This is a genomic window from Bradyrhizobium prioriisuperbiae, assembly GCF_032397745.1.
GTDB lineage: Bacteria > Pseudomonadota > Alphaproteobacteria > Rhizobiales > Xanthobacteraceae > Bradyrhizobium_A > Bradyrhizobium_A prioriisuperbiae.
Genome location: NZ_CP135921.1, coordinates 7,690,557 through 7,711,382, shown reverse-complemented (window position 1 = coordinate 7,711,382; position 20,826 = coordinate 7,690,557). Strand labels below are relative to the sequence as shown.

The 20,826-nt window shown below is 63.9% G+C and carries 26 protein-coding genes; 14 read left to right on the top strand and 12 right to left on the bottom strand.

The window, feature by feature from the left end; translation table 11 throughout:
- Positions 1-75 precede the first annotated feature (75 nt).
- Both RS897_RS35915 and RS897_RS35910 read left to right on the top strand, forming a co-directional pair.
- A complete protein-coding gene (locus tag RS897_RS35915; protein WP_315833399.1) occupies positions 76-1,092 on the top strand; it encodes a carbon-nitrogen hydrolase family protein in 1,017 nt (338 codons plus the stop codon).
- Between the two features lie 24 nt (positions 1,093-1,116).
- Complete coding sequence (locus RS897_RS35910) at positions 1,117-2,172, top strand: phenylacetaldoxime dehydratase family protein (protein ID WP_315833398.1); 1,056 nt, start codon at positions 1,117-1,119, stop codon at positions 2,170-2,172.
- Position 2,173: 1 nt separating this feature from the next.
- On the opposite strand, the gene RS897_RS35905 is transcribed toward RS897_RS35910, so the two are convergent.
- Complete coding sequence (locus RS897_RS35905) at positions 2,174-3,124, bottom strand: glycine/sarcosine/betaine reductase selenoprotein B family protein (RefSeq protein ID WP_315833397.1); 951 nt, start codon at positions 3,122-3,124, stop codon at positions 2,174-2,176.
- A 103-nt stretch (positions 3,125-3,227) separates the two neighbouring features.
- Here RS897_RS35905 and RS897_RS35900 point away from each other — a divergent pair, with 103 nt between their 5' ends.
- From RS897_RS35900 to RS897_RS35885, 4 genes are all read left to right on the top strand, one after another.
- Positions 3,228-4,337 carry a lytic transglycosylase domain-containing protein gene (locus tag RS897_RS35900; RefSeq protein WP_315833396.1) on the top strand — a complete coding sequence of 370 codons (1,110 nt, stop codon included), beginning with the start codon at positions 3,228-3,230 and terminating at the stop codon, positions 4,335-4,337.
- Between the two features lie 78 nt (positions 4,338-4,415).
- Positions 4,416-5,156 carry an AzlC family ABC transporter permease gene (locus RS897_RS35895; RefSeq protein ID WP_315833395.1) on the top strand — a complete coding sequence of 247 codons (741 nt, stop codon included), beginning with the start codon at positions 4,416-4,418 and terminating at the stop codon, positions 5,154-5,156.
- The gene (locus RS897_RS35890) at positions 5,153-5,494 is read left to right on the top strand and encodes an AzlD domain-containing protein (RefSeq protein WP_315833394.1); all 342 of its coding nucleotides are present in this window, start codon (positions 5,153-5,155) and stop codon (positions 5,492-5,494) included. Before RS897_RS35895 ends, RS897_RS35890 begins: the two co-directional genes overlap by 4 nt.
- Positions 5,495-5,612: 118 nt before the next feature.
- On the top strand, positions 5,613-5,852 hold the full coding sequence (locus tag RS897_RS35885) for a hypothetical protein (RefSeq protein WP_315833393.1): 240 nt from the start codon (positions 5,613-5,615) through the stop codon (positions 5,850-5,852).
- A 68-nt stretch (positions 5,853-5,920) separates the two neighbouring features.
- Here the strand turns inward: RS897_RS35885 and RS897_RS35880 are convergent, their stop codons facing one another.
- The 7 genes from RS897_RS35880 to RS897_RS35850 all read right to left on the bottom strand — a co-directional run bounded on the left by RS897_RS35880 (position 5,921) and on the right by RS897_RS35850 (position 11,158).
- Entirely contained in the window at positions 5,921-6,301 is a 381-nt protein-coding gene (locus tag RS897_RS35880; protein WP_315833392.1) for a DUF4180 domain-containing protein, read from the bottom strand.
- 109 nt (positions 6,302-6,410) lie between these two features.
- A complete protein-coding gene (locus RS897_RS35875; protein ID WP_315833391.1) occupies positions 6,411-7,124 on the bottom strand; it encodes an outer membrane protein in 714 nt (237 codons plus the stop codon).
- 430 nt (positions 7,125-7,554) lie between these two features.
- On the bottom strand, positions 7,555-7,977 hold the full coding sequence (locus RS897_RS35870; protein ID WP_315833390.1) for an HIT family protein: 423 nt from the start codon (positions 7,975-7,977) through the stop codon (positions 7,555-7,557).
- 99 nt (positions 7,978-8,076) lie between these two features.
- Positions 8,077-9,249, bottom strand: a complete 1,173-nt coding sequence (locus RS897_RS35865) for a GNAT family N-acetyltransferase (protein ID WP_315833389.1) — start codon at positions 9,247-9,249, stop codon at positions 8,077-8,079.
- 48 nt (positions 9,250-9,297) lie between these two features.
- On the bottom strand, positions 9,298-9,831 hold the full coding sequence (locus RS897_RS35860; protein WP_315833388.1) for a cysteine hydrolase family protein: 534 nt from the start codon (positions 9,829-9,831) through the stop codon (positions 9,298-9,300).
- Between the two features lie 82 nt (positions 9,832-9,913).
- On the bottom strand, positions 9,914-10,666 hold the full coding sequence (locus tag RS897_RS35855) for a glycerophosphodiester phosphodiesterase family protein (protein WP_315833387.1): 753 nt from the start codon (positions 10,664-10,666) through the stop codon (positions 9,914-9,916).
- Positions 10,667-10,690: 24 nt separating this feature from the next.
- Positions 10,691-11,158: a RidA family protein gene (locus RS897_RS35850; RefSeq protein ID WP_315833386.1), complete on the bottom strand. Its 468-nt coding sequence runs from the start codon at positions 11,156-11,158 to the stop codon at positions 10,691-10,693.
- 368 nt (positions 11,159-11,526) lie between these two features.
- Between RS897_RS35850 and RS897_RS35845 the strand changes: the two genes are divergently transcribed.
- The gene (locus RS897_RS35845; RefSeq protein WP_315833385.1) at positions 11,527-12,339 is read left to right on the top strand and encodes a cell envelope integrity EipB family protein; all 813 of its coding nucleotides are present in this window, start codon (positions 11,527-11,529) and stop codon (positions 12,337-12,339) included.
- A gap of 29 nt (positions 12,340-12,368) precedes the next feature.
- Here the strand turns inward: RS897_RS35845 and RS897_RS35840 are convergent, their stop codons facing one another.
- Both RS897_RS35840 and RS897_RS35835 read right to left on the bottom strand, forming a co-directional pair.
- Entirely contained in the window at positions 12,369-13,661 is a 1,293-nt protein-coding gene (locus RS897_RS35840; protein WP_315833384.1) for a DNA polymerase IV, read from the bottom strand.
- The gene (locus RS897_RS35835) at positions 13,658-13,957 is read right to left on the bottom strand and encodes a DUF3572 domain-containing protein (RefSeq protein WP_315833383.1); all 300 of its coding nucleotides are present in this window, start codon (positions 13,955-13,957) and stop codon (positions 13,658-13,660) included. Before RS897_RS35835 ends, RS897_RS35840 begins: the two co-directional genes overlap by 4 nt.
- A 163-nt stretch (positions 13,958-14,120) precedes the next feature.
- Here RS897_RS35835 and RS897_RS35830 point away from each other — a divergent pair, with 163 nt between their 5' ends.
- Positions 14,121-14,486 carry a response regulator gene (locus RS897_RS35830; RefSeq protein ID WP_315833382.1) on the top strand — a complete coding sequence of 122 codons (366 nt, stop codon included), beginning with the start codon at positions 14,121-14,123 and terminating at the stop codon, positions 14,484-14,486.
- Positions 14,487-14,495: 9 nt separating this feature from the next.
- The gene (locus RS897_RS35825) at positions 14,496-15,869 is read left to right on the top strand and encodes a PleD family two-component system response regulator (RefSeq protein WP_315833381.1); all 1,374 of its coding nucleotides are present in this window, start codon (positions 14,496-14,498) and stop codon (positions 15,867-15,869) included.
- Positions 15,870-15,889: 20 nt separating this feature from the next.
- Here the strand turns inward: RS897_RS35825 and RS897_RS35820 are convergent, their stop codons facing one another.
- Entirely contained in the window at positions 15,890-16,438 is a 549-nt protein-coding gene (locus tag RS897_RS35820; RefSeq protein ID WP_407654590.1) for a TetR/AcrR family transcriptional regulator, read from the bottom strand.
- 197 nt (positions 16,439-16,635) lie between these two features.
- On the opposite strand from RS897_RS35820, the gene RS897_RS35815 reads away from it, so the two are divergent.
- The 3 genes from RS897_RS35815 (at position 16,636) to RS897_RS35805 (ending at position 19,026) form a co-directional block, all read left to right on the top strand.
- The gene (locus RS897_RS35815; RefSeq protein WP_315833379.1) at positions 16,636-17,886 is read left to right on the top strand and encodes an MFS transporter; all 1,251 of its coding nucleotides are present in this window, start codon (positions 16,636-16,638) and stop codon (positions 17,884-17,886) included.
- A gap of 164 nt (positions 17,887-18,050) precedes the next feature.
- A complete protein-coding gene (locus RS897_RS35810) occupies positions 18,051-18,509 on the top strand; it encodes a Bug family tripartite tricarboxylate transporter substrate binding protein (protein ID WP_315833378.1) in 459 nt (152 codons plus the stop codon).
- Complete coding sequence (locus tag RS897_RS35805) at positions 18,445-19,026, top strand: Bug family tripartite tricarboxylate transporter substrate binding protein (protein ID WP_315838856.1); 582 nt, start codon at positions 18,445-18,447, stop codon at positions 19,024-19,026. The genes RS897_RS35810 and RS897_RS35805 overlap by 65 nt, the downstream gene beginning before the upstream one ends.
- A gap of 150 nt (positions 19,027-19,176) precedes the next feature.
- Here RS897_RS35805 and RS897_RS35800 read toward each other — a convergent pair whose 3' ends face one another.
- Positions 19,177-19,599: a nuclear transport factor 2 family protein gene (locus RS897_RS35800; RefSeq protein ID WP_315833377.1), complete on the bottom strand. Its 423-nt coding sequence runs from the start codon at positions 19,597-19,599 to the stop codon at positions 19,177-19,179.
- A gap of 277 nt (positions 19,600-19,876) precedes the next feature.
- Between RS897_RS35800 and RS897_RS35795 the strand changes: the two genes are divergently transcribed.
- Positions 19,877-20,203, top strand: coding sequence for a PadR family transcriptional regulator (locus tag RS897_RS35795; protein WP_315833376.1), 327 nt, complete (start codon positions 19,877-19,879; stop codon positions 20,201-20,203).
- Positions 20,200-20,811, top strand: a complete 612-nt coding sequence (locus RS897_RS35790; protein WP_315833375.1) for a DUF1700 domain-containing protein — start codon at positions 20,200-20,202, stop codon at positions 20,809-20,811. The genes RS897_RS35795 and RS897_RS35790 overlap by 4 nt, the downstream gene beginning before the upstream one ends.
- The last annotated feature ends 15 nt before the right edge of the window (positions 20,812-20,826 follow it).

Below are 20,826 nucleotides of genomic sequence, written 5' to 3'. Positions count from 1 at the left end.
TCATGGAGCAGGGGGCGAGATCAACTCGGGTGATCGGCCAGCAACGCTGACATTTTGGGCAAGGGGAGCTACCGCATGGGCATCGAACATCCGAAGTACAAGGTCGCCGTGGTCCAGGCGGCACCGCTCTGGCTCGACCTAGACGGCACCGTCGACAAAACAATTCGGTTGATCGAGGAGGCGGCCGAAAACGGTGCAAAACTGATCGCATTTCCGGAGGCCTTCATCCCCGGTTACCCCTGGCATATCTGGATGGATTCCCCGGCCTGGGCGATTGGCCGCGGCTTCGTGCAGCGCTATTTCGACAACTCGCTGGCTTACGACAGCCCGCAGGCGGACAAGCTGCGCAGCGCCGTGCGGCGCAGCGGGTTGACCGCCGTGCTCGGATTGTCCGAGCGGGATGGCGGCAGTCTCTATCTCGCCCAATGGCTGCTCGGGCCCGACGGCGAGACCATCGTCAGGCGCCGCAAGCTGCGGCCGACCCATGCCGAGCGCACCGTCTATGGCGAGGGCGACGGCAGCGATCTTGCCGTGCACGATCGCCCCGGCATCGGCCGACTCGGCGCTCTCTGCTGCTGGGAGCACCTGCAGCCATTGTCGAAATACGCCATGTACGCCCAGAACGAACAGGTGCACGTGGCGGCGTGGCCCAGCTTCTCGCTGTATGATCCGTTCGCCTTTGCGCTAGGCGCGGAGGTCAACAATGCCGCCTCGCGCGTCTATGCGGTGGAAGGCTCCTGCTTCGTGCTGGCGCCGTGCGCGACGGTGTCGCAGGCGATGGTCGACGAGCTCTGCGATCGCCCCGACAAGCACGCACTGCTGCACGCCGGCGGTGGTTTTGCCGCGATCTATGGCCCCGACGGCAGCTCGCTTGCCGAAAAGCTCGCGCCGGACCAGGAGGGCCTGCTGTATGCGGACATCGATCTCGGGGCGATCGGTGTGGCGAAAAACGCCGCCGATCCCGCGGGGCACTATTCACGGCCGGACGTGACGCGGCTGCTGTTCAACAAGACTCCGGCCCGCCGCGTCGAGCATTTTTCCCTGCCGGTGGACGGCGAGGCCGCGGCGGAGACGGTCGCGCCGACGAGTTGAAGCGTACCTGCGAGGAGCATCGTCATGGACTCGGCCATTCCGCTTCATCTGCGCACCACCCGCACCAGGCACAAACGCGTGCCGGACGACTATCAGCCGCCTTATCCGTCGTTCGTCGCCCGGCACAAGCCGAGCGTCAGCCGGGTCGTGATGGCGTATTTTGGCGTGCAGTATCGCGGTGCGCCGCCGGCGGTTGCGACGCATGCGCTGACATGGATCGGGGAGCGTTTCGGCGCCGGCGACGCTCCATCGCACTGGGACCGCGCGCAGTACGTCGACCAGGCCGGATATGCAAATGTGATTTCGGTCGCTTACTGGGATGACGTCGCATCGTTCGATCGCTGGTTCGTATCAGCGCGCGACGGCTGGCTCGGCGATCATCGTGCAGGCGAGGGCTGCGGCTTTTTCATCGAGGTGATTCGGCCGTCGGTGGACACCTATGAGACGCTGTTTTCATCGCTCGGGCGCCCCGAGGGCATCGCGGTTCTCGCCGACGACATGAGCGGCGAGGTGCAGGAGCATGCGTACTGGGGTGGCATGCGCGATCGCATTCCCTTGTCGCAGACCAGCGAGATGGCCCCCCAGGGCACCGTGCGCGTCGTCCGTGACGGTTCGCGCATCCGCGTGCTGGCGCCGGACAATCTGTGCCTGATCCGCTCGGGCCAGGACTGGAGCGACACCGAGAGCGGCGAGCGGGCGATGTATCTCGACGATGTCGAGCCGGTGCTACGCGACGGGATGGATTTTTTGCGCGACGAGGGCACGGCGATTGGATGTTATGCCAACCGTTATGTCGACGTCGTTGCGGCCGACGGCGGCAAAACCGAAAAATCCTACGGCATGAGCTGGTGGAAGAGTCTCGCCGCGCTGGAGCGCTGGGCGGAATCGCACCCCACCCATGTCCGGATTTTTGGTGCCGCCATGAAGTATCTGTCGACGCTTGGTCCGGCCGCCAAGCTGCGGCTCTACCACGAGGTCACGGTCGTGCGCGCCGATGAGCAATATTTCGAGTATCTCAACTGCCATCGGCAGACGGGTCTGCTCAATGCCGCAGATCTTGGAACGGAAAGCGCTGGGTAATCTACGCGGCGGTGTCGCGCACCTGCTTGGCAATCACCTTCTGCGCCTCGAATTCACGCCGCCGCCGGGCGAGCTCGTCCGCGCTTATGCGCGCGACATTGTTGTAGTCGAGCTTCCATGAGGCGTCGTCGCTCCAGCGCAGCGGCGATTGCATGGTCGTGCGTGGGCCGCCGGCTGTCTCCAGCAGCGTCAGCGCAAGCTCCAGCGTTTGCGCCTGCGAGGCCGCGTCATGCGGCTTGCCGGCGGAATTTCCCAGCGGGAAGTCGCTGAACAGGAAGCGCGGCACGCCGGCATGTTCGACGATGTCCTTGGCGCAGCCCATGATCACCGTCGAAATCCCGTGGGCTTCGAGATGCCGTGCGATCAGGCTGACGCTCTGGTGACAGACCGGGCAGTTCGGCACCAGCACCAGCGCATCGATCTTGTCAGCCTGGCAACGGGCCAGAATGTCCGGGGCGTCGGTCTCGCTGGTCACGCGGTGGCTGCGGTTGGTCGGCGCGCCGAAAAAGCGGGGGGCGACCTCGCCGATGCGGCTCTCGGCCGCACGCCGCCGGAGTTCGGCGAGCGGGAACCAACTGCGGCTGTCGGTGGCGCTGGTATGGACGCGATCGTAGGCGATGTGCGAAATCCGCAAATCGTGGTCCTGCGCGGTGTCACCATCATAGACCTGATAGAATTTGGCGGTGGAGTTGTAGGCGGCACCCGGTCCCTGGTCGCCCTTGGCCGGATCGAACCGCGAGGCGGTGGTGATGATGGTCACGCGCGATTGTGCCAGCGGCTTGCGTAGCCGCTGGAACGGTGCGTCATCATGATGCGCCCAGCGATAGGGCGCGTCATAGCCGATCGCCCGATAATAGTCGCGGGTGCGCTGCATGTAGCGGATCGGCTCGTCCAGATCGGGCGCGAAGGCGGAAGCGGCGTCGGTCGGTTTGGCGTTCGTCGTGTCTGTCATGGCCCGGTTCCGCTGTGTCTCACGAGGCCGCAATACGGATATCTGCCACATGATAATGCGCTAGGTTGGGCCCGGCCAACGAAAAGGGATCTTCTCGCAGAGCATGGCGATACGCAGTCACATCATGGCGTTCATCCGGATCGCCGCCGTGCTCGGGCTCTGCGGCGCGTGGATAATCCCGGCCATCGCCGAGGACCAGCCGGTGCCGTCCGGTATCATCGACGCGCCGAAGATATCCGATCAGAAGACGTCCGACCAAAAGGCGCCTGATCAAGTCCCGTCCAATCAAAAGACAACTGACCAGAAGCCCGCCGATGACAAGGCGCCCGACGGCAAGACCGAGACCAAGGTCGACACCAAGACTGACGCTGACAAGACTGACACTGAGGCTGGCAGCAAGCCCGACCCCGACACCCGCGAAGCGATGTGCCTGATGATCGAGTCGGCGGCGCGGGCGCATGATCTGCCGCTCGAGTTCTTTGCCCGCGTCATCTGGCAGGAGAGCCGCTTCCAGTCCGATGCCGTGGGCCCTGTGACGCGCAGTGGCGCACGCGCCCAGGGTATCGCGCAGTTCATGCCGGGCACCGCCAGCGAGCGGCAACTGCTCGATCCCTTCGATCCGGTGCAGGCGCTGCCCAAGTCCGCGGAATTTCTCGCCGAGCTGCGCGGCCAGTTCGGCAATCTCGGGCTTGCTGCGGCGGCCTACAATGCCGGGCCGCGGCGGGTGCAGGAATGGCTTGCCGGCACCGGCTACATGCCGTCGGAAACCCGGAACTATGTGTTCGTTATTACCGGCACCTCGGTAGAGGACTGGCGCGATGCCGGGCGCAACCCCAGCGCGCCGCCGCGCGCCGCGCCGGGATGTCGCGACTTGATGGCGCTGTTGACACGGGCGCCGAACCCGTTCGTCGCTCAGCTCGAGCAGCGGGTCAAACTCGGCGCCGCCAGCCCCTGGGGCGTGCAGCTCGGAGCCGGCTTTTCGCGAGACCGCGCACTGTCGATGTATGCGCGGGCGATGCAGCGCCTGAGCGGCGTGATCGGCGACCGCGATCCCAATCTCCTGGGCTCGGTGCTGCGCAGCAGGGGCACGCGCACATTCTACCAGGTGCGGGTCGGCGTCGACACGCGCCCCGCCGCCGATGAACTCTGCGGCCGCATCCGGCGCGCCGGTCAGGCTTGCCTGGTGCTGCGCAATCCGGTCAGGCCGGGGTAAGCGTGAGCAGGACTTGACGGTAGGTGAGGGGTTGAGCCTGATGTGCGACACCTCCGTAATGATCGGCCGAATCGCCTCGTGACCTCACATACCGCTGAAACGGACAGGTTTCCGACCTCGTTCGCCGCCTTCCTGCGGGGCGTGGGCGGGGCGCTGACGTCCGTCCTCACCTATACGCTGTTCGCGACCTATATCGGCGTCGGTGCGCTGGCCCACGACCTGCATTTCTCGTTTGTCTGGGCCGTGCTCGCCACCGTGCTGATCTGGGCCGCGCCGGCGCAGATCATTCTGCTGACCACGCTGGGGGCGGGCGGCACGCTGGTGCAGGCGGCGCTGGCCGTCACGCTCAGCGCGATCCGGCTGATGCCGATGGTGGTGACGCTGCTGCCGATGATGCGCGACCGCGACACCCGCTCACGCCATCTGATCCTGCCAACGCATTTCATCGCCATCACGGTGTGGGTGGAATGCTTTCGTCTGTTGCCGCATGTGCCGCGGCCGCGTCGGGTCGCCTACGTTCACGGTCTCGGTTGCGGCCTGGTCGCGATGTCGTCGATCGCGACCGCGATCGGCTTCGTCCTCGCGGCCAATCTGCCGCCGCTGCTAGGCGCGGCGGTACTGTTTCTGACTCCGATGACATTCCTGGTCTCGACCGCGCGCAACAGCCGGCTGGCGGTCGACAAGATCGCGCTCGGGCTTGGGCTCGTGCTCACGCCGGTGGTGGCGCTGGCGCAGACCGGCGTCGATCTCTTGATCACCGGCGTTCTTGCCGGCTCGATCGCCTATGGCTGTCACCGCTGGCAGAGGCAGCCGGCATGAGTGTGTTCGGCGACTGGCATGCGTTTGTCGTCCTGATCCTGGCAGGCGTGCTGCCGAATGAGATCTGGCGCGTGCTCGGGTTCTGGGTCGGCAAAAGCGTCGATGAAAGCTCGGAGTTTCTGGTCTGGGTGCGGGCGGTCGCGACCGCGATTCTCGCCGGCGTCATCGCACAAATCCTGATCACGCCGCCCGGCGCGCTGGCGAGCGTTTCCGCGCCGGTGCGTTTTGGCGCGGTGATCGTCGGTTTCGCAGTGTTTCTATTGGCGCGCCGTTCGCTGCTCGCCAGTGTCATCTGTGGCGAACTTGTGCTCGTGCTCGGCAAGTGGTGGCTGGGTTGATTGCAACCGAACCTCGCATCACCTGCGAGTGATCGGCGATGCCAGGAACGATCGCAGGGGGAATTCGATTGGTTCGCCGCGCGTCCCTCGGGCGCTTTGCTCCAAGGAGATCCTCTGCATGACACGTTCATTGATTGCGGCCATGGCCGCCATCGGGATTGCGATCGCGCCAACAGTCGCTTTCGCGCAGGCCGCCACACCGAATTCCGAAAAAGGCACAATGGCGAAAACCGACAAGTCGAAGCACACAGGCGCGCATTCCGGCACGACCGGCTCGGCCGCTCACAAGGGCGGAAAAGCGATGAGTGCTCCAGCCGGCAACAGTCCGGATGCTGGCGCGACCGGCGAAAGCAAATAGCTGTCGGTTGCTTCCGAAACATTTGAAAACAATTGAGACCGCGCCTTTCGAGGCGCGGCTTTTTTTCGTCAGGTCGTTTGATGGGCGAGCCGCCGCTCCAGTTCGTCGATGTCGTTCACGAACCATGCGGATCGCCCGCGGTTCGTTTCATAAACGAAATCGCGCAGCGCCTCGCTCTGTGTGGTCCACATCGAGACATCGCCGACGATCGCGATCCGCATCTGGTAATTGACGAACTTCTGCAGCATCTCGCCCGCGATGCGCGTGCTGAGGCGGAAGAAGCCGGGGTCCAGCCGCTGCACCGGGATCGCGACCATCGCCGCGTCCGCACTCCAGGCCGCGCTCAGGATATCGTTGGCGTCGAGTCGCGGTCCATCGGTGGCGCAGAGCAGGATCCGCACACCATGAATGTCGCGGACAAGCTCGGTCGTGGGGGCAGTGTCGGTCATGGTGGCGGGTCCAGTCATTGCAGGTCTGCAAAAACAAAAAGCCCGGCCGCGAGGGCCGGGCTTCTGTCGTCCTGACGGATCAGGACTGGATTAGTCCAGACTTCCGATCTCAGTACTTGGCGACGACCGGGCCACCCCAGTTGAAGCGGTAGTTGAGGCCGGCCTTCACGGTGTGGACGTCGTTCTTGAAGCTGACGATGGTGCTGGTCGACGGCACGGTCACGTCGGTGTTGCCGAAGTTGTAATACTGGTACTCGACCTTGGCCGACCAGTTCGGAGTGAACAGGTATTCCAGGCCGGCACCCACGGTGTAGCCAACGTCGTCGCTCGAGGACGAGAAGGTAACCGGCGCGAGGGTCGCGGTGTTGAACACGTTCACGTTGTTCTTCTCGCGGAACGCGACACCACCCTTGGCGTACAGCAGGGCGGGGCCCCAAGTGTAGCCGAGACGGCCGGTGACCGAACCGAGGTCGCTGCTGCGATTCGAGATCGTGAAGCCCTGCGGAACGAACGCCGCCGATTGGGTGTCACGGCCGGTCCAGGAGTACTGGCCTTCGATGCCCAGCACCCAGTTCGGAGCGAACTGGTAGTCGGCGCCGACCTGCACACCGCCGAGGAAGCGGCCGTCGTTGTTGCCGAAGTCCGAGTTGCCGGCGAACGCGCCGCCGACGTGGCCACCGATATAGAAACCGGTCCAGTTATAGATCGGAGCAGGCACGTAGGCCGGAGCCTTCGTGTAGCTGCGTGCCGGCAGGTCGGCTGCGAAAGCCGATGCCGTGCCCAGCGCGATCAGCGCCACGCTACCCAGCAAAATCTTCTTCATTTGTATTCTCCACTACATCCCCAGCGCCTGCTTAATTTGCGTGCGCTTGAATGAGCGGGTGATACAGGGATTCCATTAAGAATGCTGTGACGCAGCAGCAACACCGGCGGGCTTCATGCGGAAAAACGGAACCGCTAACTCCTTGAAAAAGTCATGATATTTTCAAATTTGGTGGAACCATTCAAAAGTTCCGGCTTTTCTGTGGCGGCGGCGAGAGAATCGTATTTTACGCGTACTGCCGCGTCCTTGAACAAGACGCTGAAATGACAGGCGGAAACGGAACAGACGTTTTCCTGCGACGTTTCGCGCATATCTCTTCACAATGTCCTATGCAGTTTCCGGAGCCTTCGTCTGCAAAAAGGCAGGGGTGGTTTTCGCCCGCGCAGGCCGTCATCTCACACGAATGTGAGTAGGCGCAGGCCTGCGGCTGTCAGCCGGACAGCGCCGCGATCAGGCGTGTGGCATTGTCTTCCAGCACCTTCGGCGATTCCTTGTTGCTCATCGGCGGCAGCAGGGCGACGCCGGCGCTGCGCGGCATCACGTGCATGTGCAGGTGGAATACCGCCTGGCCGCCGGCCTGCTCATTGAACTGCTGCACGGTGATGCCGTCGGCATTGAAAGCCCTTTTTGCGGCGCCTGCGATCTTGTGCGCGGTGCGGGCGACATGGGCGAAGTCGTCGGCGGAGATGTCAAGAATGTTGCGAGCGGGGGCCTTCGGGATCACCAGCGCATGTCCCGGCGAGCGCGGCATGATGTCGAGGAACGCCAGGGTGTGGTCATCCTCATAGACCTTGTAGCAGGGGATCTCGCCACGCAGGATTTTCGCGAAAATGTTGTTGGTGTCGTAGGTCATGCAAACCTCTTGATGGAACGATCTTCCCTGGCGGCAGCACGTATTTTCGGCGCCGGTTCGTCCGCACTGTCGCCGCCGGCTTTGAGCCGGTCAAGCCGTTCAGGTGTCGTCGTCGGTTTTCCGGAAAGGGCCGGCGTCGGTCAGTTCGCGCACCGCTTCGGCGACATGGGCGCGCTCATGCTTGAGATAGTCGCGCACCGCGCGGCGGAATCCAGGGTCGGGGATGTAATGCGCCGAATAGGTCGTTTGCGGCAGGTAGCCGCGGGCGATCTTGTGCTGGCCCTGCGCGCCGGCCTCGACCCATTGCAGGCCGTTGGCGATGGCGTAATCGATCGCCTGATAGTAGCAGACCTCGAAATGCAGGAACGGATGGTGCTCGATCGCGCCCCAGTTGCGGCCGAACAGGGTATCCGAGCCGATGAAGTTGATGGCGCCGGCGATCCAGCGCCCGTCGCGCTTGGCCATCACCAGCAGCACGCGGTCGGCCATGGTCTCGCCGACCTGCGCATAGAACTTGCGGTTCAGATAGGGCCGGCCCCACTTGCGCGAGCCCGTCTCCATGTAGAACTCGAAATAGGCGTCCCAGGCGTCTTCGGTAATGGCGTCGCCGGTGAGCTGATGAACGGTGATGCCGTTGCCCAGCGCGTCGCGGCGTTCGCGCCGGATCGCCTTGCGATGCCGTGAGGCGAGGGTGTTCAGGAAATCCTCGAACGTCGCATAACCTTCATTATGCCAGTGGAACTGCTGGTCGGTTCGCTGCAAAAAGCCCTGTTCGGCGAGGCAGGCCCATTCTTCTTCCTGCGCGAACGTCACGTGCACCGAGGACGCCTTGGTGGCGTTGCATAGCGCGATCAGCCCCCTGGCCAGCACCGCCGCGACCGTGTCGCGGTCGGCGTCGCGATGGATCAGCAGGCGCGGCCCGGTCGCCGGCGTGAACGGCACGGTGGCCTGTAGCTTCGGGTAGTAGCTTCCGCCGGCGCGCTCATAGGCGTCGGCCCAGCCATGGTCGAACACGTATTCGCCCTGCGAGTGCGATTTGAGGTAGCAGGGCACGATGCCGGCGATGACGCCATCGATGCGTGCCACCAGATGGTGCGGTCCCCAGCCGGTCCTGCCGACGGCGGAGCCGGAGGTTTCCAGCGCGGAGAAGAACGCGTGCGATACGAACGGGTTGAAGCTGGCGCTGTCGGGATTGGCGCAGGCGTCCCAGTCCGTGGCGGAGATTTTCGCAACAGAGGGGACGGCTTCCAGCGAAATTTCAGGCTCAGGCATTCAGTCGAATCTCGGTTTGAACACGCAATGGTTCGGCGGCCAATTTCGTCAGGACAGCGGAACCTCTGAACAGGGACACTGCAAAGCGGGACCGCCCGGCGCGATGAAGTCGGCCCAGATCGCGTTGTGGTGTTCGATGATTTTTTCGGCCGTCAGATGCGGTCGGTTGGCCGTGGTGTGTCCGTCGACGGGAACGATGGTCGGATAGCGTTGCGCCAGGGCACTGCGCACCGTCGTGTCTATGCAATAATCCGTTGCGGATCCGGTGATGATCAGCCGCTCGACCTCGCGCGCCTTGAGCAGGGCGTCGAGCTGCGTGTCGAGAAACGCGTCGCAGGATGTCTTGCGCACGATGACGTCGCAGGCCTCGACACTCAGATCGGGTAGCAACTGCCATCCCGGCAGATCCGGATGCTGCGGATCCCCCTCCGGACCGTCATGCTGGACAAAGATCACAATGCCGCCCGCGGCGCGGATGTCACGTGCAAGCCTGTTCAGCCTTTCGACAAGGCCGCCGGAATCATGTTGCGGCCTGCTGAACGAAGCTTGCTGCATATCGATGATGATCAGCGCATGTTTCATTCAAGCCGTTCGTGGATCGCTCGATATGGCAATAACCCTACCATAAATCGGGACGCCCGCGCGGTTTTGCAAGCGTGAACCGTCACGCCTCCGGCACGAAACCCTCGAAAATCATCTGGTCGGCGAGCCGGGCGACGCGGGCGCGCTGCTCGGGCGTGCGGACCGTCCAGCTCAGCAGCGGGCAGCCGAAGATGTTGCGCGCGATCCAGGGGGCCGGCGCCGGCAACTGGTCGATCCAGTAGGCGACGAAATGCGGCTGGGTCTGAAAACCATGGCGCAGGGCGACCATGCTCTGGCGCTGCGCCGGCGACAGCGACGTCCAGTAATCGTCGTCGTAGGTGCGCTGGGCGACGATGCCGCGCGGCAGAGCGGGGGCAAGCTCGCGCACCGCCAGCAGTTGGTCCGGATCGAACGACATTGCGACCACCGGGCCGCTGTAGGACGCCAGCACCTGCACCATGCGCCGGACCAGCTTGCGGTCACCGGTGAAATGGCTTTTCACCTCGAGCACCAGCGGGACGCGGCCGGCGACCAGCGTGCACAGGTCGGACAGCGTCATCATCCGCTCGGGCGTGTCGCGGAACACCACTTGCTTGAGTTGCGCGGCCGTTTTGTCGATCAGCGCGCCGTCGCCCTCGGTCAGCCGCCCGAGTTTTGCATCATGGTGCACCATCGCTTCGCCGTCGGCGGACAGCTGCAGGTCGACCTCGATGCTGAAGCGGCCGGCGACCGCCGCGACGACCGCGGCGGGCATGTTTTCGATGATGGCTCTGTTGCGGTCATGCAGCCCCCGATGGGCCACGGGCCGGGCCGTCAGCCAATCGGGAGCGCGCATCCAAGAATCCTATGCAAGAATCCGTCAGGCCACTTCGAAAATGGCTTCGACTTCGACCGCGGCATCCGACGGCAGCGCGGCCACGCCGACGGTGGTGCGCGCATGACGGCCCTTGTCGCCGAAAGCTTCGACCATCAGGTCCGAGGCGCCGTTCAGCACCTTCGGCCCTTCGAGGAAGTCGGGCGCCGAATTGACGAAGCCGCTGAGCCGCACCACGCGGGTCACCTTGTCGAGATCGCCGAGCGCGGCCTTGACCTGGGCCAGCAGGTTGATGCCGCAGGCGCGCGCCGCGGCGGCGCCCTGGTCGACCGTGACGCCGGCGCCGAGCTTGCCCTTGGCCACCAGCTGACCGTCCTGATCGTAGCAGACCTGGCCGGACACCATCAGCAGATTGCCGGTGCGCACGAAGCCGACATAGTTCGCCACGGGTGAGCGCGGCGTGTGCAGGGTAATGCCCAAAGTCGCGAGCTTCTGTTCAACTGTTCCGGCCATGGGGTGGGTCCTCGATATCTGTCGTCGATTGCGGGATTAAGGGTGTCGTGCCCGGTTGGCGCGCCGGCCTCAAAGGGGTGTTCGGAGGGTGCTCGAAAAAAGGTCAAGCCGAAGTGACCGGGCGGCCTTATTTCGCCCATCAAGGGCCCGCATGCAAGTGGTCTGGAACCTCCGGAAATTGTGGTTTGGCGGGGGATTTATGACGCTTGTTCACGCCATTTCCGGGCCCGTCCCGATTGCGGCGTGGTGAGGCGACAACTATGGTTTGATTCGTCTGTTCCCAAGGAGGCGGCATGCGTCGCTCGCAGTTGTTATCCCGCTTTGCAGTCGTGTCGTGTGCTCTCGCCGGGGGCCTCGCGGTTGTACTGATGGCTGGTCCCGGGAGCGCGGCCAAGGCCGCGCCGGGCGCAGCGACCAGCGTGCCGTTCCTGGCGCATCAGGCGGTCTACGACCTCAGCCTGCGCAAGGCGCGCGGCAATTCGGTCAACAATGCGCGCGGCCGCATACTCTATAGTTTCACCGGCAGTAGCTGCGAAGGCTACACCACCGACTTCCGCCAGGTGTCCGAGCTCGAGAGCGGCGAGAGCAAGACCACGATGAGCGACTTGCGCTCCACCAGTTGGGAAGATGCCGACGGCAAGAGCTACCGCTTCAAGATCGAAACCCGCATGAACGACAGTGCGCCAGCGGCCGTTGATGGCATCGCCGAGCGCAGCGGCCACACCATCACGGTCAAGCTGAAACAGCCGAAGCAGAAGACCTTCACCCTCGACGAGGGCACGGTGTTTCCGACCGAACAGGTCAAGCGCATCATCGCCGCCGCCAAAGAGGGCAAGTCGGTGCTCGAGCTCGTGGTCTATGACGGGTCTGATGACGGCGAGAAAGTCTACAACACGCTGACGGTGATCGGCCAGCCGATCCCCGGCGACCGCAAACCGCCGCAGCCCGATGCCTCCAGCAGCAGCGACGCCCTGAAAGCCATGACCCGCTGGCCGGTCACGGTGAGTTATTACGACCGTGCCGCGAAGTCGGAGACCGGCGAGCAGACCCCGGTCTATGCGATGTCGTTCGAGCTTTATGAAAACGGTGTCTCGCGCGCGCTGGTGCTGGACTACAACGATTTCGTCATTGCCGGCGCCATGGGCAAGATCGACGCCAAGGACACCAAGCCTTGTAAATAACGGGTAGGGTAAATAACGGGTAGGGCTGACTAGTCCTGCTTCGTCGGCCCGTCATAGGCGATGCCGCGGATGACCGCGGCGGTGCCGAACTTCTTCCGCAGATCATCCATCGCACGCTCCGCATGCGCATTGCGGCGGTCGATCATGTCGGCGTCATCGGTGGCCATCGTGCCCGGCTTCAGCGCGCTGACGCCGGCGCCGATCAGGCGGAACGCGGTGCCGTCGATTTCCTTTGCCAGCAGGTCGCGGGCGGTGGCGAAGATGCGGCCGGCCAATTGTGTCGGCGAATTGATTGATTGCGAGCGGGTGCGCTGGCGGAAATCGGCGGTCTTGAGTTTCAGCGTGATGGTGGAGCCGGCGAGCTCGCCACTTTTCAAGCGCGCGGAGACTTTTTCGCAGAGGCGCCACAGGACTTTTTCGAGGGTCTGGAAATCCCTGGGATCGACGTCGAAGGTGGTTTCGCTGGAGATTGTCTTGGCGTCGCGGTCGGCCACCACGCGCCGTTCGTCATGGCCGCGCGCAAGCCGCCACAGCCGGCGCCCCTCCGGCCCGAACTGCTTCATCAGCTGGATTTCATCGGCCCGCTGCAGGTCGCTGATCAGGCGAAAGCCATGTTGCTTGAGCTTGTTTTCCGTTGCGGGGCCGACACCGAAGATGAAGCTGACGGGCTTTGTCGCCAGCATCGCACTGGCCTCGGCCTGATCGAGGGTGGCGAAACCGCGCGGCTTGTCGAGATCGGACGCGATCTTGGCGATGAATTTGTTGACCGACAGCCCGACTGAGACGGTAATGCCGAGATCGCGCTCGACTTGTTTGGCGAACCGAGCCAGCACCTTGGCCGGGATCATGCCGTGCAGCCGCTGCGTGCCGCTGAGATCGAGAAACGCTTCGTCGATCGACAGGGGTTCGACCAGCGGCGTCAGCGCCAGCATCGCGCTGCGCACCTCGCGCCCGACCCGGACATACTTCGCCATGTCAGGCGGAATGACCACGGCGGAGGGGCACAGGTCCAGCGCCTTGAACATCGGCATCGCCGAGCGCACGCCATAGGTGCGCGCGATGTAGCAGGCGGCCGAGACCACGCCGCGTTTGCCGCCGCCGATGATCACCGGTCTGTCGGCGATATCCGGATTGTCGCGTTTCTCGACGGTAGCATAGAACGCATCGCAATCGATGTGCGCGAGTGTCAGGCTCGGCAGCGCCCCGTGACGCACCAGCCGCGGCGAGCCGCAGTCCCGGCAACGGACGGCAGATGGCGGCAGGTCAGTCAGGCAGTCCCGGCAAAAGCATAGCGGGCCATTGCTTTCGGAACATTGGCTCACGGAACATCGCGCTCCCAGGCAGGGTCGCCCAGTGCCTCGCGGGCGTTGGAAATGATCTTGGGATCGAGGTGCGATGATTCGGAGAAGGCCTTGGTCATGGCATCGTCACGCAGCAGGAAATCGAGCACGCCGACGAGGAATCCGGGATCTTTGGCCGCCGAGCGCAGAGTCTCGGGCCCGATGCCGGTCTCAGCCAGGAACTGGCCCAGCCGCTCGGGATCGCCTGCGACAAAGGAAAGCGCCTGAATCGCCACGATTTCAGCGGTTTCCCGGGGATTGTACGACCGCTTTGCCATCGGGGGTATTTGCCTTTCCGTAACTTATCGTCTCTATTTTGGCTGGCATCATGCCCGAGTCACCGGAGCGTTATCAAGCGAAGCGGGATCCGGTTCGTGCCAAGCATGTGCTGCCCGGGTTTTTCGCGGCAGTCGCGGGTCACAAGGGGATTGGAGGGACGGGATGGCCAAAACCGTCCTGATCGTGGAAGACAACGAACTCAATATGAAGCTCTTCCGCGATCTGCTGGAAGCCCATGGCTATCAGACGATTGCAACCAACCGAGGCACTGATGCGTTGGATCTGGTGCGCAAGCATCGCCCGGATCTGATTCTGATGGATATCCAGTTGCCCGAAGTTTCCGGTCTCGATGTGACGCGCTGGATCAAGGGTGATCCCGACCTGCGCGCCATTCCCGTCGTCGCCGTCACCGCGTTCGCCATGAAGGGCGACGAGGAACGGATTCGCGAAGGCGGATGCGAAGCTTATTTATCGAAGCCGATCTCGGTCGGGAAGTTCATCGAGACGGTCCGGCAATTTATTGGATGAAGGTGTACGATGTCCGCGCGTGTTCTGGTCGTCGACGATATTCCAGCCAATGTGAAGCTGCTGGAAGCCCGGCTGTCGGCTGAATATTTCGACGTCTCGACCGCCAGTTGCGGCGCGCAGGCGCTGGAAATCTGCGAGCGCGCCGAGTGCGACATCGTGCTGCTGGACGTCATGATGCCGGACATGGACGGCTTCGAGGTCTGCCGGCGGCTGAAGTCCAATCCCAAGACTCATTTCATTCCCGTGGTGATGGTGACGGCGCTCGACAATCCGTCCGATCGCGTCAAGGGGCTGGAAGCGGGCGCCGACGATTTCCTCACCAAGCCGGTCTCCGACGTGGTGCTGATCGCGCGGGTGCGCTCGCTCACCCGGCTGAAGATGATGACCGACGAGCTGCGCATGCGCGCGCTTACTTCTTTCGAAATCGGCATCCAGAGTCCGGAACGCGAAGCCGTCGCCGACGTCGGCAAGGGCGGGCGGATCCTGCTGGTCGACGATCGTCCGTCCTCCTACCAGCGGCTGGCGCCGGTGCTGAGCGGCGAGCACACGGTCGATGTGGAGACCGATCCAGGCGAGGCGTTGTTTCATGCGGCCGAGGGCAACTACGATCTCCTGATCGTGTCGCTGGGGCTTGAGAATTTCGACGGCCTGCGGCTGTGCAGCCAGGCGCGCTCGCTGGAGCGCACCCGCCAGGTGCCGATCCTGGCCATTGCCGATGCCGACAACAACGCGCGGCTGCTGCGCGGCCTCGAGATCGGGGTCAACGATTACCTGCTGCGCCCGGTCGACAAGAACGAACTCTTGGCGCGGGCGCGGACCCAGATCCGCCGCCGCCGCTACACCGATCATCTGCGCGACAATGTGCAGAACTCGATCGAGATGGCGATCACCGACGCGCTGACCGGCCTGCACAATCGCCGCTACATGGAAAGCCATCTGGCGACACTGGCCGAGCAGGCGGCCTCGCGCGGCAAGCCGCTCTCGCTGATGATGCTCGACATCGACTTCTTCAAGTCGATCAACGACAGCTACGGCCACGACGCCGGCGACGACGTGCTCAGGGAATTCGCCGTGCGCATCCGCAAGTCGATCCGCGGCATCGATCTCGCCTGCCGCTACGGTGGCGAGGAGTTCGTGATCGTGATGCCGGAGACCGACCTGCATGTCGCCGGCATGGTGGCGGAGCGGCTGCGCCGCTCGATCGCCGGCGAGCCCTTCACCATCGAAAAGGGCACACGGCGGATCGACGTCACCATTTCCATCGGCCTCTCGGTGCTGGACCGCAAGGGCGAGCCGCTGGCCGATGTGATGAAGCGCGCCGACCAGGCGCTGTACCGTGCCAAGCACGACGGTCGCAACCGTGTGGTCTCCGACGCGGCGTAAGCCGGTCGGGCGCACCGTGGTCACGCCTTCACGCCATCCACACCCACCCCCGCATTGATCAGCAACACCCGCGCAGCCGCCTTCGCCGCGCGCGCCATCGCCGGATCCTTGCGCACGAGGTCCGCGGCGATCGCGCCGTCGACCAGCAACTGAAGCTGCGTCGCGACGCCGTCGGCATCGCGGGCTCCGAGTTGCAGCAACAGCCCGCGAAACCACAGCCGGCGGCTTTCCTTGAAGGCGAGGGCGATCTTGCGTGCGGCCTGATCCTCGCTGCCGAGTTCGGCGACCGCGTTGACGAACGGACAGCCGCGGAATTCGTGCCGGCCGAAGTTGCGTGCGAGCCGGTCGAAGCTGCCGAGGATCTGGTCGATCGGCGGCTTGTCGGACGGCGGGATCGGCTTGGAGCGCCCCGTGAGATAGGCGGCGATCAGCTCGTCCTTCGACGGAAAATGGTTGTACAGCGTGCGTTTGCTGATCCCGATCTCGGCGGCGATGGTATCGACGCCCACCGCGCGGATACCCTCCAGATAGAACAGCCGGTCCGCTGTCTCCAGGATCCGCTCTTTCATGGTCGGCTTCGCCATTGGCTTGTCCGCACTGGATTTAGAGGTGAGCGCCATTACACAGACCTGTGTTCTTTTCACTTGACGGTCGCGGTCGACAAGAGAATAATTACTCAGATCGGTGTAATCAAGCGGCTGCCCTGCACAAAGCGACCGGTGCGGTCAAAAAGCAAAATAAGACCAAGAACAACGGGAGAAGACCAATGACCGTGCTGCGAACCCCGCTTCTGCAAACGCTGCGTCCTGCGCTTCCCATTCTGATCGGCGCCTCGCTGATGCTGAGTCTGAGCATGGGGCTGCGCCAGAGCCTCGGCATCTTCATGCAGCCGCTCACCCATGATGTCGGCATTTCGATTGCGGACTTCACCCTCGCCATTGCCGTGCAAAACCTCGCCTGGGGCTTCCTGCAGCCGCTGGCCGGCGCCCTGACGGTGCGTTACGGCTTCCGCCCGATCATGCTTGGTGGCGCGCTGCTGTATGTCGCCGGCCTTGTCCTGATGGCGTCGGCGCACGGCATGCTCGGCATTCTGCTCGGCGCCGGCGTGCTGATCGGGGTGTCGCTGGCATGCACCGCGGCGGCGATCGCCATGTCGGTGGCGACGCGCTCGGTGCCCGTCACGGTGCGCAGCACCGTGCTCGGGATGGTGTCGGCGGCAGGCTCGCTCGGCGCGCTGATGGCGGCGCCGCTCGGCCAGATCCTGAACCAGGACTACGGCTGGCGTGTAGGTCTCGTCGGTTTTGTGGTGTTGTCGCTGGTACTGTTGCCCGCCGCTTGGTTTGCCGGCCGGGTCGACAATATCCCATTGCCGAAGCCGGCCAACGACGAGATCGGCAACACCTCGGCGGGCGTGGCCGTGCGCACTGCGTTCACCAATGCGCCGTTCGTGGTGATGACCTGTGCGTATTTCGTCTGCGGCATGCAACTCGTTTTCATCACCACGCATTTGCCGTCCTATCTGCAGATCTGCGGTTTGGATCCGATGCTGAGCGCGCAGGCGCTCGGTGTGATCGGCGGCTTCAATGTGCTGGGCAGTCTGTTTTTCGGCTGGGCCGGCGGACGCTGGAACAAGCTGGCGTTGCTCGGTGGCATCTACATCACGCGCTCGCTGGTGCTGGCGTGGTATTTCATGCACGCAGCCAGCCCGGCGACCACGCTGCTGTTCGCCGCCATGATGGGTTTCCTGTGGCTCGGCGTCGGTCCGCTGGTGGCGGGCGCGGTGGCCGAAATGTTCGGCTTGAAGTGGCAGGCGATGATCCAGGGGCTGGCCTTCATGAGCCATCAGGTCGGCAGTTTTGTCGGCGCCTACGGGGGAGGGGTGCTGTATGACTCGCTCGGCAGCTACTCCCTCGCCTGGCGCATTGGCGTCGCGACCGGGCTCGCGGCCGGCATCGTCCAGGTGGCCTACGCGCTGATCCGCCCCTCGGAGCCGCCGCTGGTGACGGCGCGCTCATGAGGCCGTAGGGCGCAAGCGCATTGCGCCGCTCCGAACGGCTGGCAGCGACCATACGCCCCAGTTGTCGAGCCTTGTCCGAGGGGACCGACTTACAGGATCATGCGGCAACACAAAAAACGCCGCCAACGCGGCCGTACCGTCACCGATCCTGGAGGAGGACACCCGTGATTTCCAAAATCGTTCGGCTCGCTTTGTTGACGCTGGCGGGTTTGTCCGTCGCGCCTGGTCAGGCGGAAGCCCAGTCGTGGCCGCAGAAGCCGATCACCGTCATCGTGCCGTTTGCGGCCGGCGGTGGCACCGATGCCTTTGCGCGGCCGCTGGCGGCCCAGCTCGACACCCAGCTGGGCACGCGCGTGCTGATCGAAAACCGCGCCGGCGCCGGCGGCACGATCGGCGCATCGCAGGCGTCCAAGGCCGCGCCCGACGGCTACACCTTCTTCATGGGCGCGGCGCATCAAGCCATTGCGCCATCGCTCTATCCCAACCTCGACTACGATATCGAGAAGGACTTCATTGCGGTGGCCCTGATCGCGCGGCCGCCCCAGGTGGTCGTGGTCAATCCGGACAAGGTCGCGCAAGACGCTGGCGGAGTTCATCGCCTACGCCAGCGCCAATCCCGATAAACTGCACTACGGCTCAGCGGGCGCCGGCACCACCCATCATCTTGCGGGCGAACTGTTCAAACTGCTGACCAAGACCCGCATCCTCCACGTTCCTTATCGCGGAGCCGGGCCCGCGATGCAGGATCTCGTCGCCGGCCACGTGCCGGTGGTGTTCGATGGTCTGGGCTCGTCGGCGCCGCAGATCAGGAGCGGTGCTTTGCGCGCGCTCGCGGTCGCGGCCCCCAAGCGGGTGGCGGCATTCCCCGATCTTCCCACTGCCGCGGAAGCAGGCTTGCCGGGATATGACGTGGCGACCTGGTACGGCCTGTTCGCACCCAAGAACACGCCGCCGGCGATCGTCGAGCGCATGACCAGCGAATTGCAGAAGGCCCTGCAGACGGCCTCCGTCAGGGAGGCCTGGGAGCGCAACGGCTCCGACGTGCCCGATGTGACGGGCCCGGCGTTCGCCACCATGGTGTCGGCGGAAGTCGTGCGCTGGCGCAAGGTTGTGACCGAGGCCGGGGTGAAGCTGGATTAGACTTGAGCGTGTGAAGCTTGTAAGGGCGCAATAGCGCAGCGTATTGCACCGTCTCGGCGTATCAATGGCGGAATACGTGCTTGGTGAGGGGCGTGGCCATAGCAGGCGCAATCCACCTACCCTTGGCTGCATGCTTTATGCAGCCAGCCCCTATTTTATGGACGACGGACTTGTCCAGTGTTCTTGCGCAACTGCGTCCGTCCACGCAGTGCCAAGCGGGAGCAAGGTAATCCAAGTCTCGGCGAGTTTGCCGTCCTCGATTCGGTAGCTCTGCATTCCGGCCCGACTGCGTTGCTCACCCGTTTGGGGATCAGGCCACTTGAACGAAAAGCGGAACCACGCACGGTCATCCGTGAATGAGTGATCGTACACCACGACACGGATGCCCGGCCGCCCTTTATGGACAGCCTCAAGCTCCGCGGCGTAGACGTTCCGGGTCACGGTCCGGTCGCCGTTTTCGTCATGCCGGATGTAGTGCGCCCCGACGCAGCTCGGGATGAGGTCATATCGGCCTTCATGCCAAACCCGCTCCCATCGGTCGAATAGGTCGCGCATTGTGGTCTCGTCTGGCATCGAAGAACTCCTTGACGCTTGCGGCTCGCAGCGTATTGCATCGTCTCGGCGTTTACCAACGGCAGAATATGCTGGCGCATACTCAGGAGAAGGGACGGTTTAAATCCTCCGTGCTCGCGGCGATTTGCGCGTTCTGAACTTTGCGAACTCCCGTTCCTGATCATTGAGTTTGCAGGCAAGGTCGGCGGGTTCTAATATTGCATTGACAGGTATCTTGCATTAGTTGGTACCTTGCGGTATCTTCATTGTAGATGCTCATTTTCAACGCACAGGCTGGATGACCGAGTCGATCCAGATTCAACTCAAGAAGGGCACACTCGAATTGTGTGTGCTGGCGCTGTTGGCGCGTCGGGAAAGCTACGCCTACGAGATCGCCAGCACGTTGGCGGCCGGTGTCGACATGGGCGAGGGCACGATCTATCCGCTGATGCGGCGCATGCAGAATGACGGGCTGGTCGCGACCCGTCTGGAGGAATCCAACAGCGGTCCGCCGCGAAAATACTATCGGCTCACAGCCGCCGGCCGGGCCGCCTTTGCGGCGCAGAAGCGCGAATGGCGGATGTTCGCGGAGGCCGTCAACAAGCTGATCGGAGAAGTCGAATGAATCGTCTCGCCTTCCTCAGCATCCTCAGCGATGGGCTTGCCGGACTTCCGGAGCAGGACGTCGACGACATCCTCGCCGACTACGCCGCTCATTTCGACGAGGCACGTGCGTTCGGGCGAAGCGAGGAGGAGGTGGCCGCGGCGCTTGGCGATCCCCGGCGGCTGGCGCGGGAATTGCGCGCCGAAACCGGGCTGCGCCGCTGGGAAAACAACCACAGTCTCGGCAATTCCGCGGCCGTCCTACTGGCGCTTGGCGGACTGGCGACCGTCGACATCCTGTTTCTGCTGCCGCTGCTGTTCGCCATGATGCTAATCGTGTTCGTCATCGGCCTTGTGGTCTTCGTTCTGGGCATTGTCGGCTTCGGATTGCTGCTGAGCCTCTTCAAGGTCGGACACTTCGCATCGATCACCGCAATGGTGCTGCGCGCCGTGGCGGGCGTCGGGTTGATCGCGGCCAGCGCGGGATGCGGCGTGCTGCTGCTGCTCGCGCTCAACGGCGCGGTGAAGATGCTCGGCCGCTACGCACGGCTGCATTACCGCCTGCTCAAACCGAAACAGGATGCGGGGCGAGCGCCGGCCGATCGGCATTGGATCGGAGATGCCACCTGAGCTGCCGCGTGAAGC

Bases quoted from the DNA above. Each gene is read 5' to 3' on its own strand.
- RS897_RS35910 (WP_315833398.1), top strand. From the start codon at position 1,117: ATGGACTCGGCCATTCCGCTTCATCTGCGCACCACCCGCACCAGGCAC.
- RS897_RS35905 (WP_315833397.1), bottom strand. From the start codon at position 3,124: ATGACAGACACGACGAACGCCAAACCGACCGACGCCGCTTCCGCCTTC.
- RS897_RS35790 (WP_315833375.1), top strand. From the start codon at position 20,200: ATGAATCGTCTCGCCTTCCTCAGCATCCTCAGCGATGGGCTTGCCGGA.
- RS897_RS35860 (WP_315833388.1), bottom strand. From the start codon at position 9,831: ATGAAACATGCGCTGATCATCATCGATATGCAGCAAGCTTCGTTCAGC.
- RS897_RS35915 (WP_315833399.1), top strand. From the start codon at position 76: ATGGGCATCGAACATCCGAAGTACAAGGTCGCCGTGGTCCAGGCGGCA.
- RS897_RS35885 (WP_315833393.1), top strand. From the start codon at position 5,613: ATGACACGTTCATTGATTGCGGCCATGGCCGCCATCGGGATTGCGATC.
- RS897_RS35900 (WP_315833396.1), top strand. From the start codon at position 3,228: ATGGCGATACGCAGTCACATCATGGCGTTCATCCGGATCGCCGCCGTG.
- RS897_RS35850 (WP_315833386.1), bottom strand. From the start codon at position 11,158: ATGGCCGGAACAGTTGAACAGAAGCTCGCGACTTTGGGCATTACCCTG.
- RS897_RS35825 (WP_315833381.1), top strand. From the start codon at position 14,496: ATGTCCGCGCGTGTTCTGGTCGTCGACGATATTCCAGCCAATGTGAAG.
- RS897_RS35815 (WP_315833379.1), top strand. From the start codon at position 16,636: ATGACCGTGCTGCGAACCCCGCTTCTGCAAACGCTGCGTCCTGCGCTT.
- RS897_RS35890 (WP_315833394.1), top strand. From the start codon at position 5,153: ATGAGTGTGTTCGGCGACTGGCATGCGTTTGTCGTCCTGATCCTGGCA.
- RS897_RS35865 (WP_315833389.1), bottom strand. From the start codon at position 9,249: ATGCCTGAGCCTGAAATTTCGCTGGAAGCCGTCCCCTCTGTTGCGAAA.
- RS897_RS35855 (WP_315833387.1), bottom strand. From the start codon at position 10,666: ATGCGCGCTCCCGATTGGCTGACGGCCCGGCCCGTGGCCCATCGGGGG.
- RS897_RS35880 (WP_315833392.1), bottom strand. From the start codon at position 6,301: ATGACCGACACTGCCCCCACGACCGAGCTTGTCCGCGACATTCATGGT.
- RS897_RS35875 (WP_315833391.1), bottom strand. From the start codon at position 7,124: ATGAAGAAGATTTTGCTGGGTAGCGTGGCGCTGATCGCGCTGGGCACG.
- RS897_RS35870 (WP_315833390.1), bottom strand. From the start codon at position 7,977: ATGACCTACGACACCAACAACATTTTCGCGAAAATCCTGCGTGGCGAG.
- RS897_RS35800 (WP_315833377.1), bottom strand. From the start codon at position 19,599: ATGCCAGACGAGACCACAATGCGCGACCTATTCGACCGATGGGAGCGG.
- RS897_RS35845 (WP_315833385.1), top strand. From the start codon at position 11,527: ATGGCTGGTCCCGGGAGCGCGGCCAAGGCCGCGCCGGGCGCAGCGACC.
- RS897_RS35835 (WP_315833383.1), bottom strand. From the start codon at position 13,957: ATGGCAAAGCGGTCGTACAATCCCCGGGAAACCGCTGAAATCGTGGCG.
- RS897_RS35795 (WP_315833376.1), top strand. From the start codon at position 19,877: ATGACCGAGTCGATCCAGATTCAACTCAAGAAGGGCACACTCGAATTG.
- RS897_RS35830 (WP_315833382.1), top strand. From the start codon at position 14,121: ATGGCCAAAACCGTCCTGATCGTGGAAGACAACGAACTCAATATGAAG.
- RS897_RS35820 (WP_407654590.1), bottom strand. From the start codon at position 16,438: ATGAAAGAGCGGATCCTGGAGACAGCGGACCGGCTGTTCTATCTGGAG.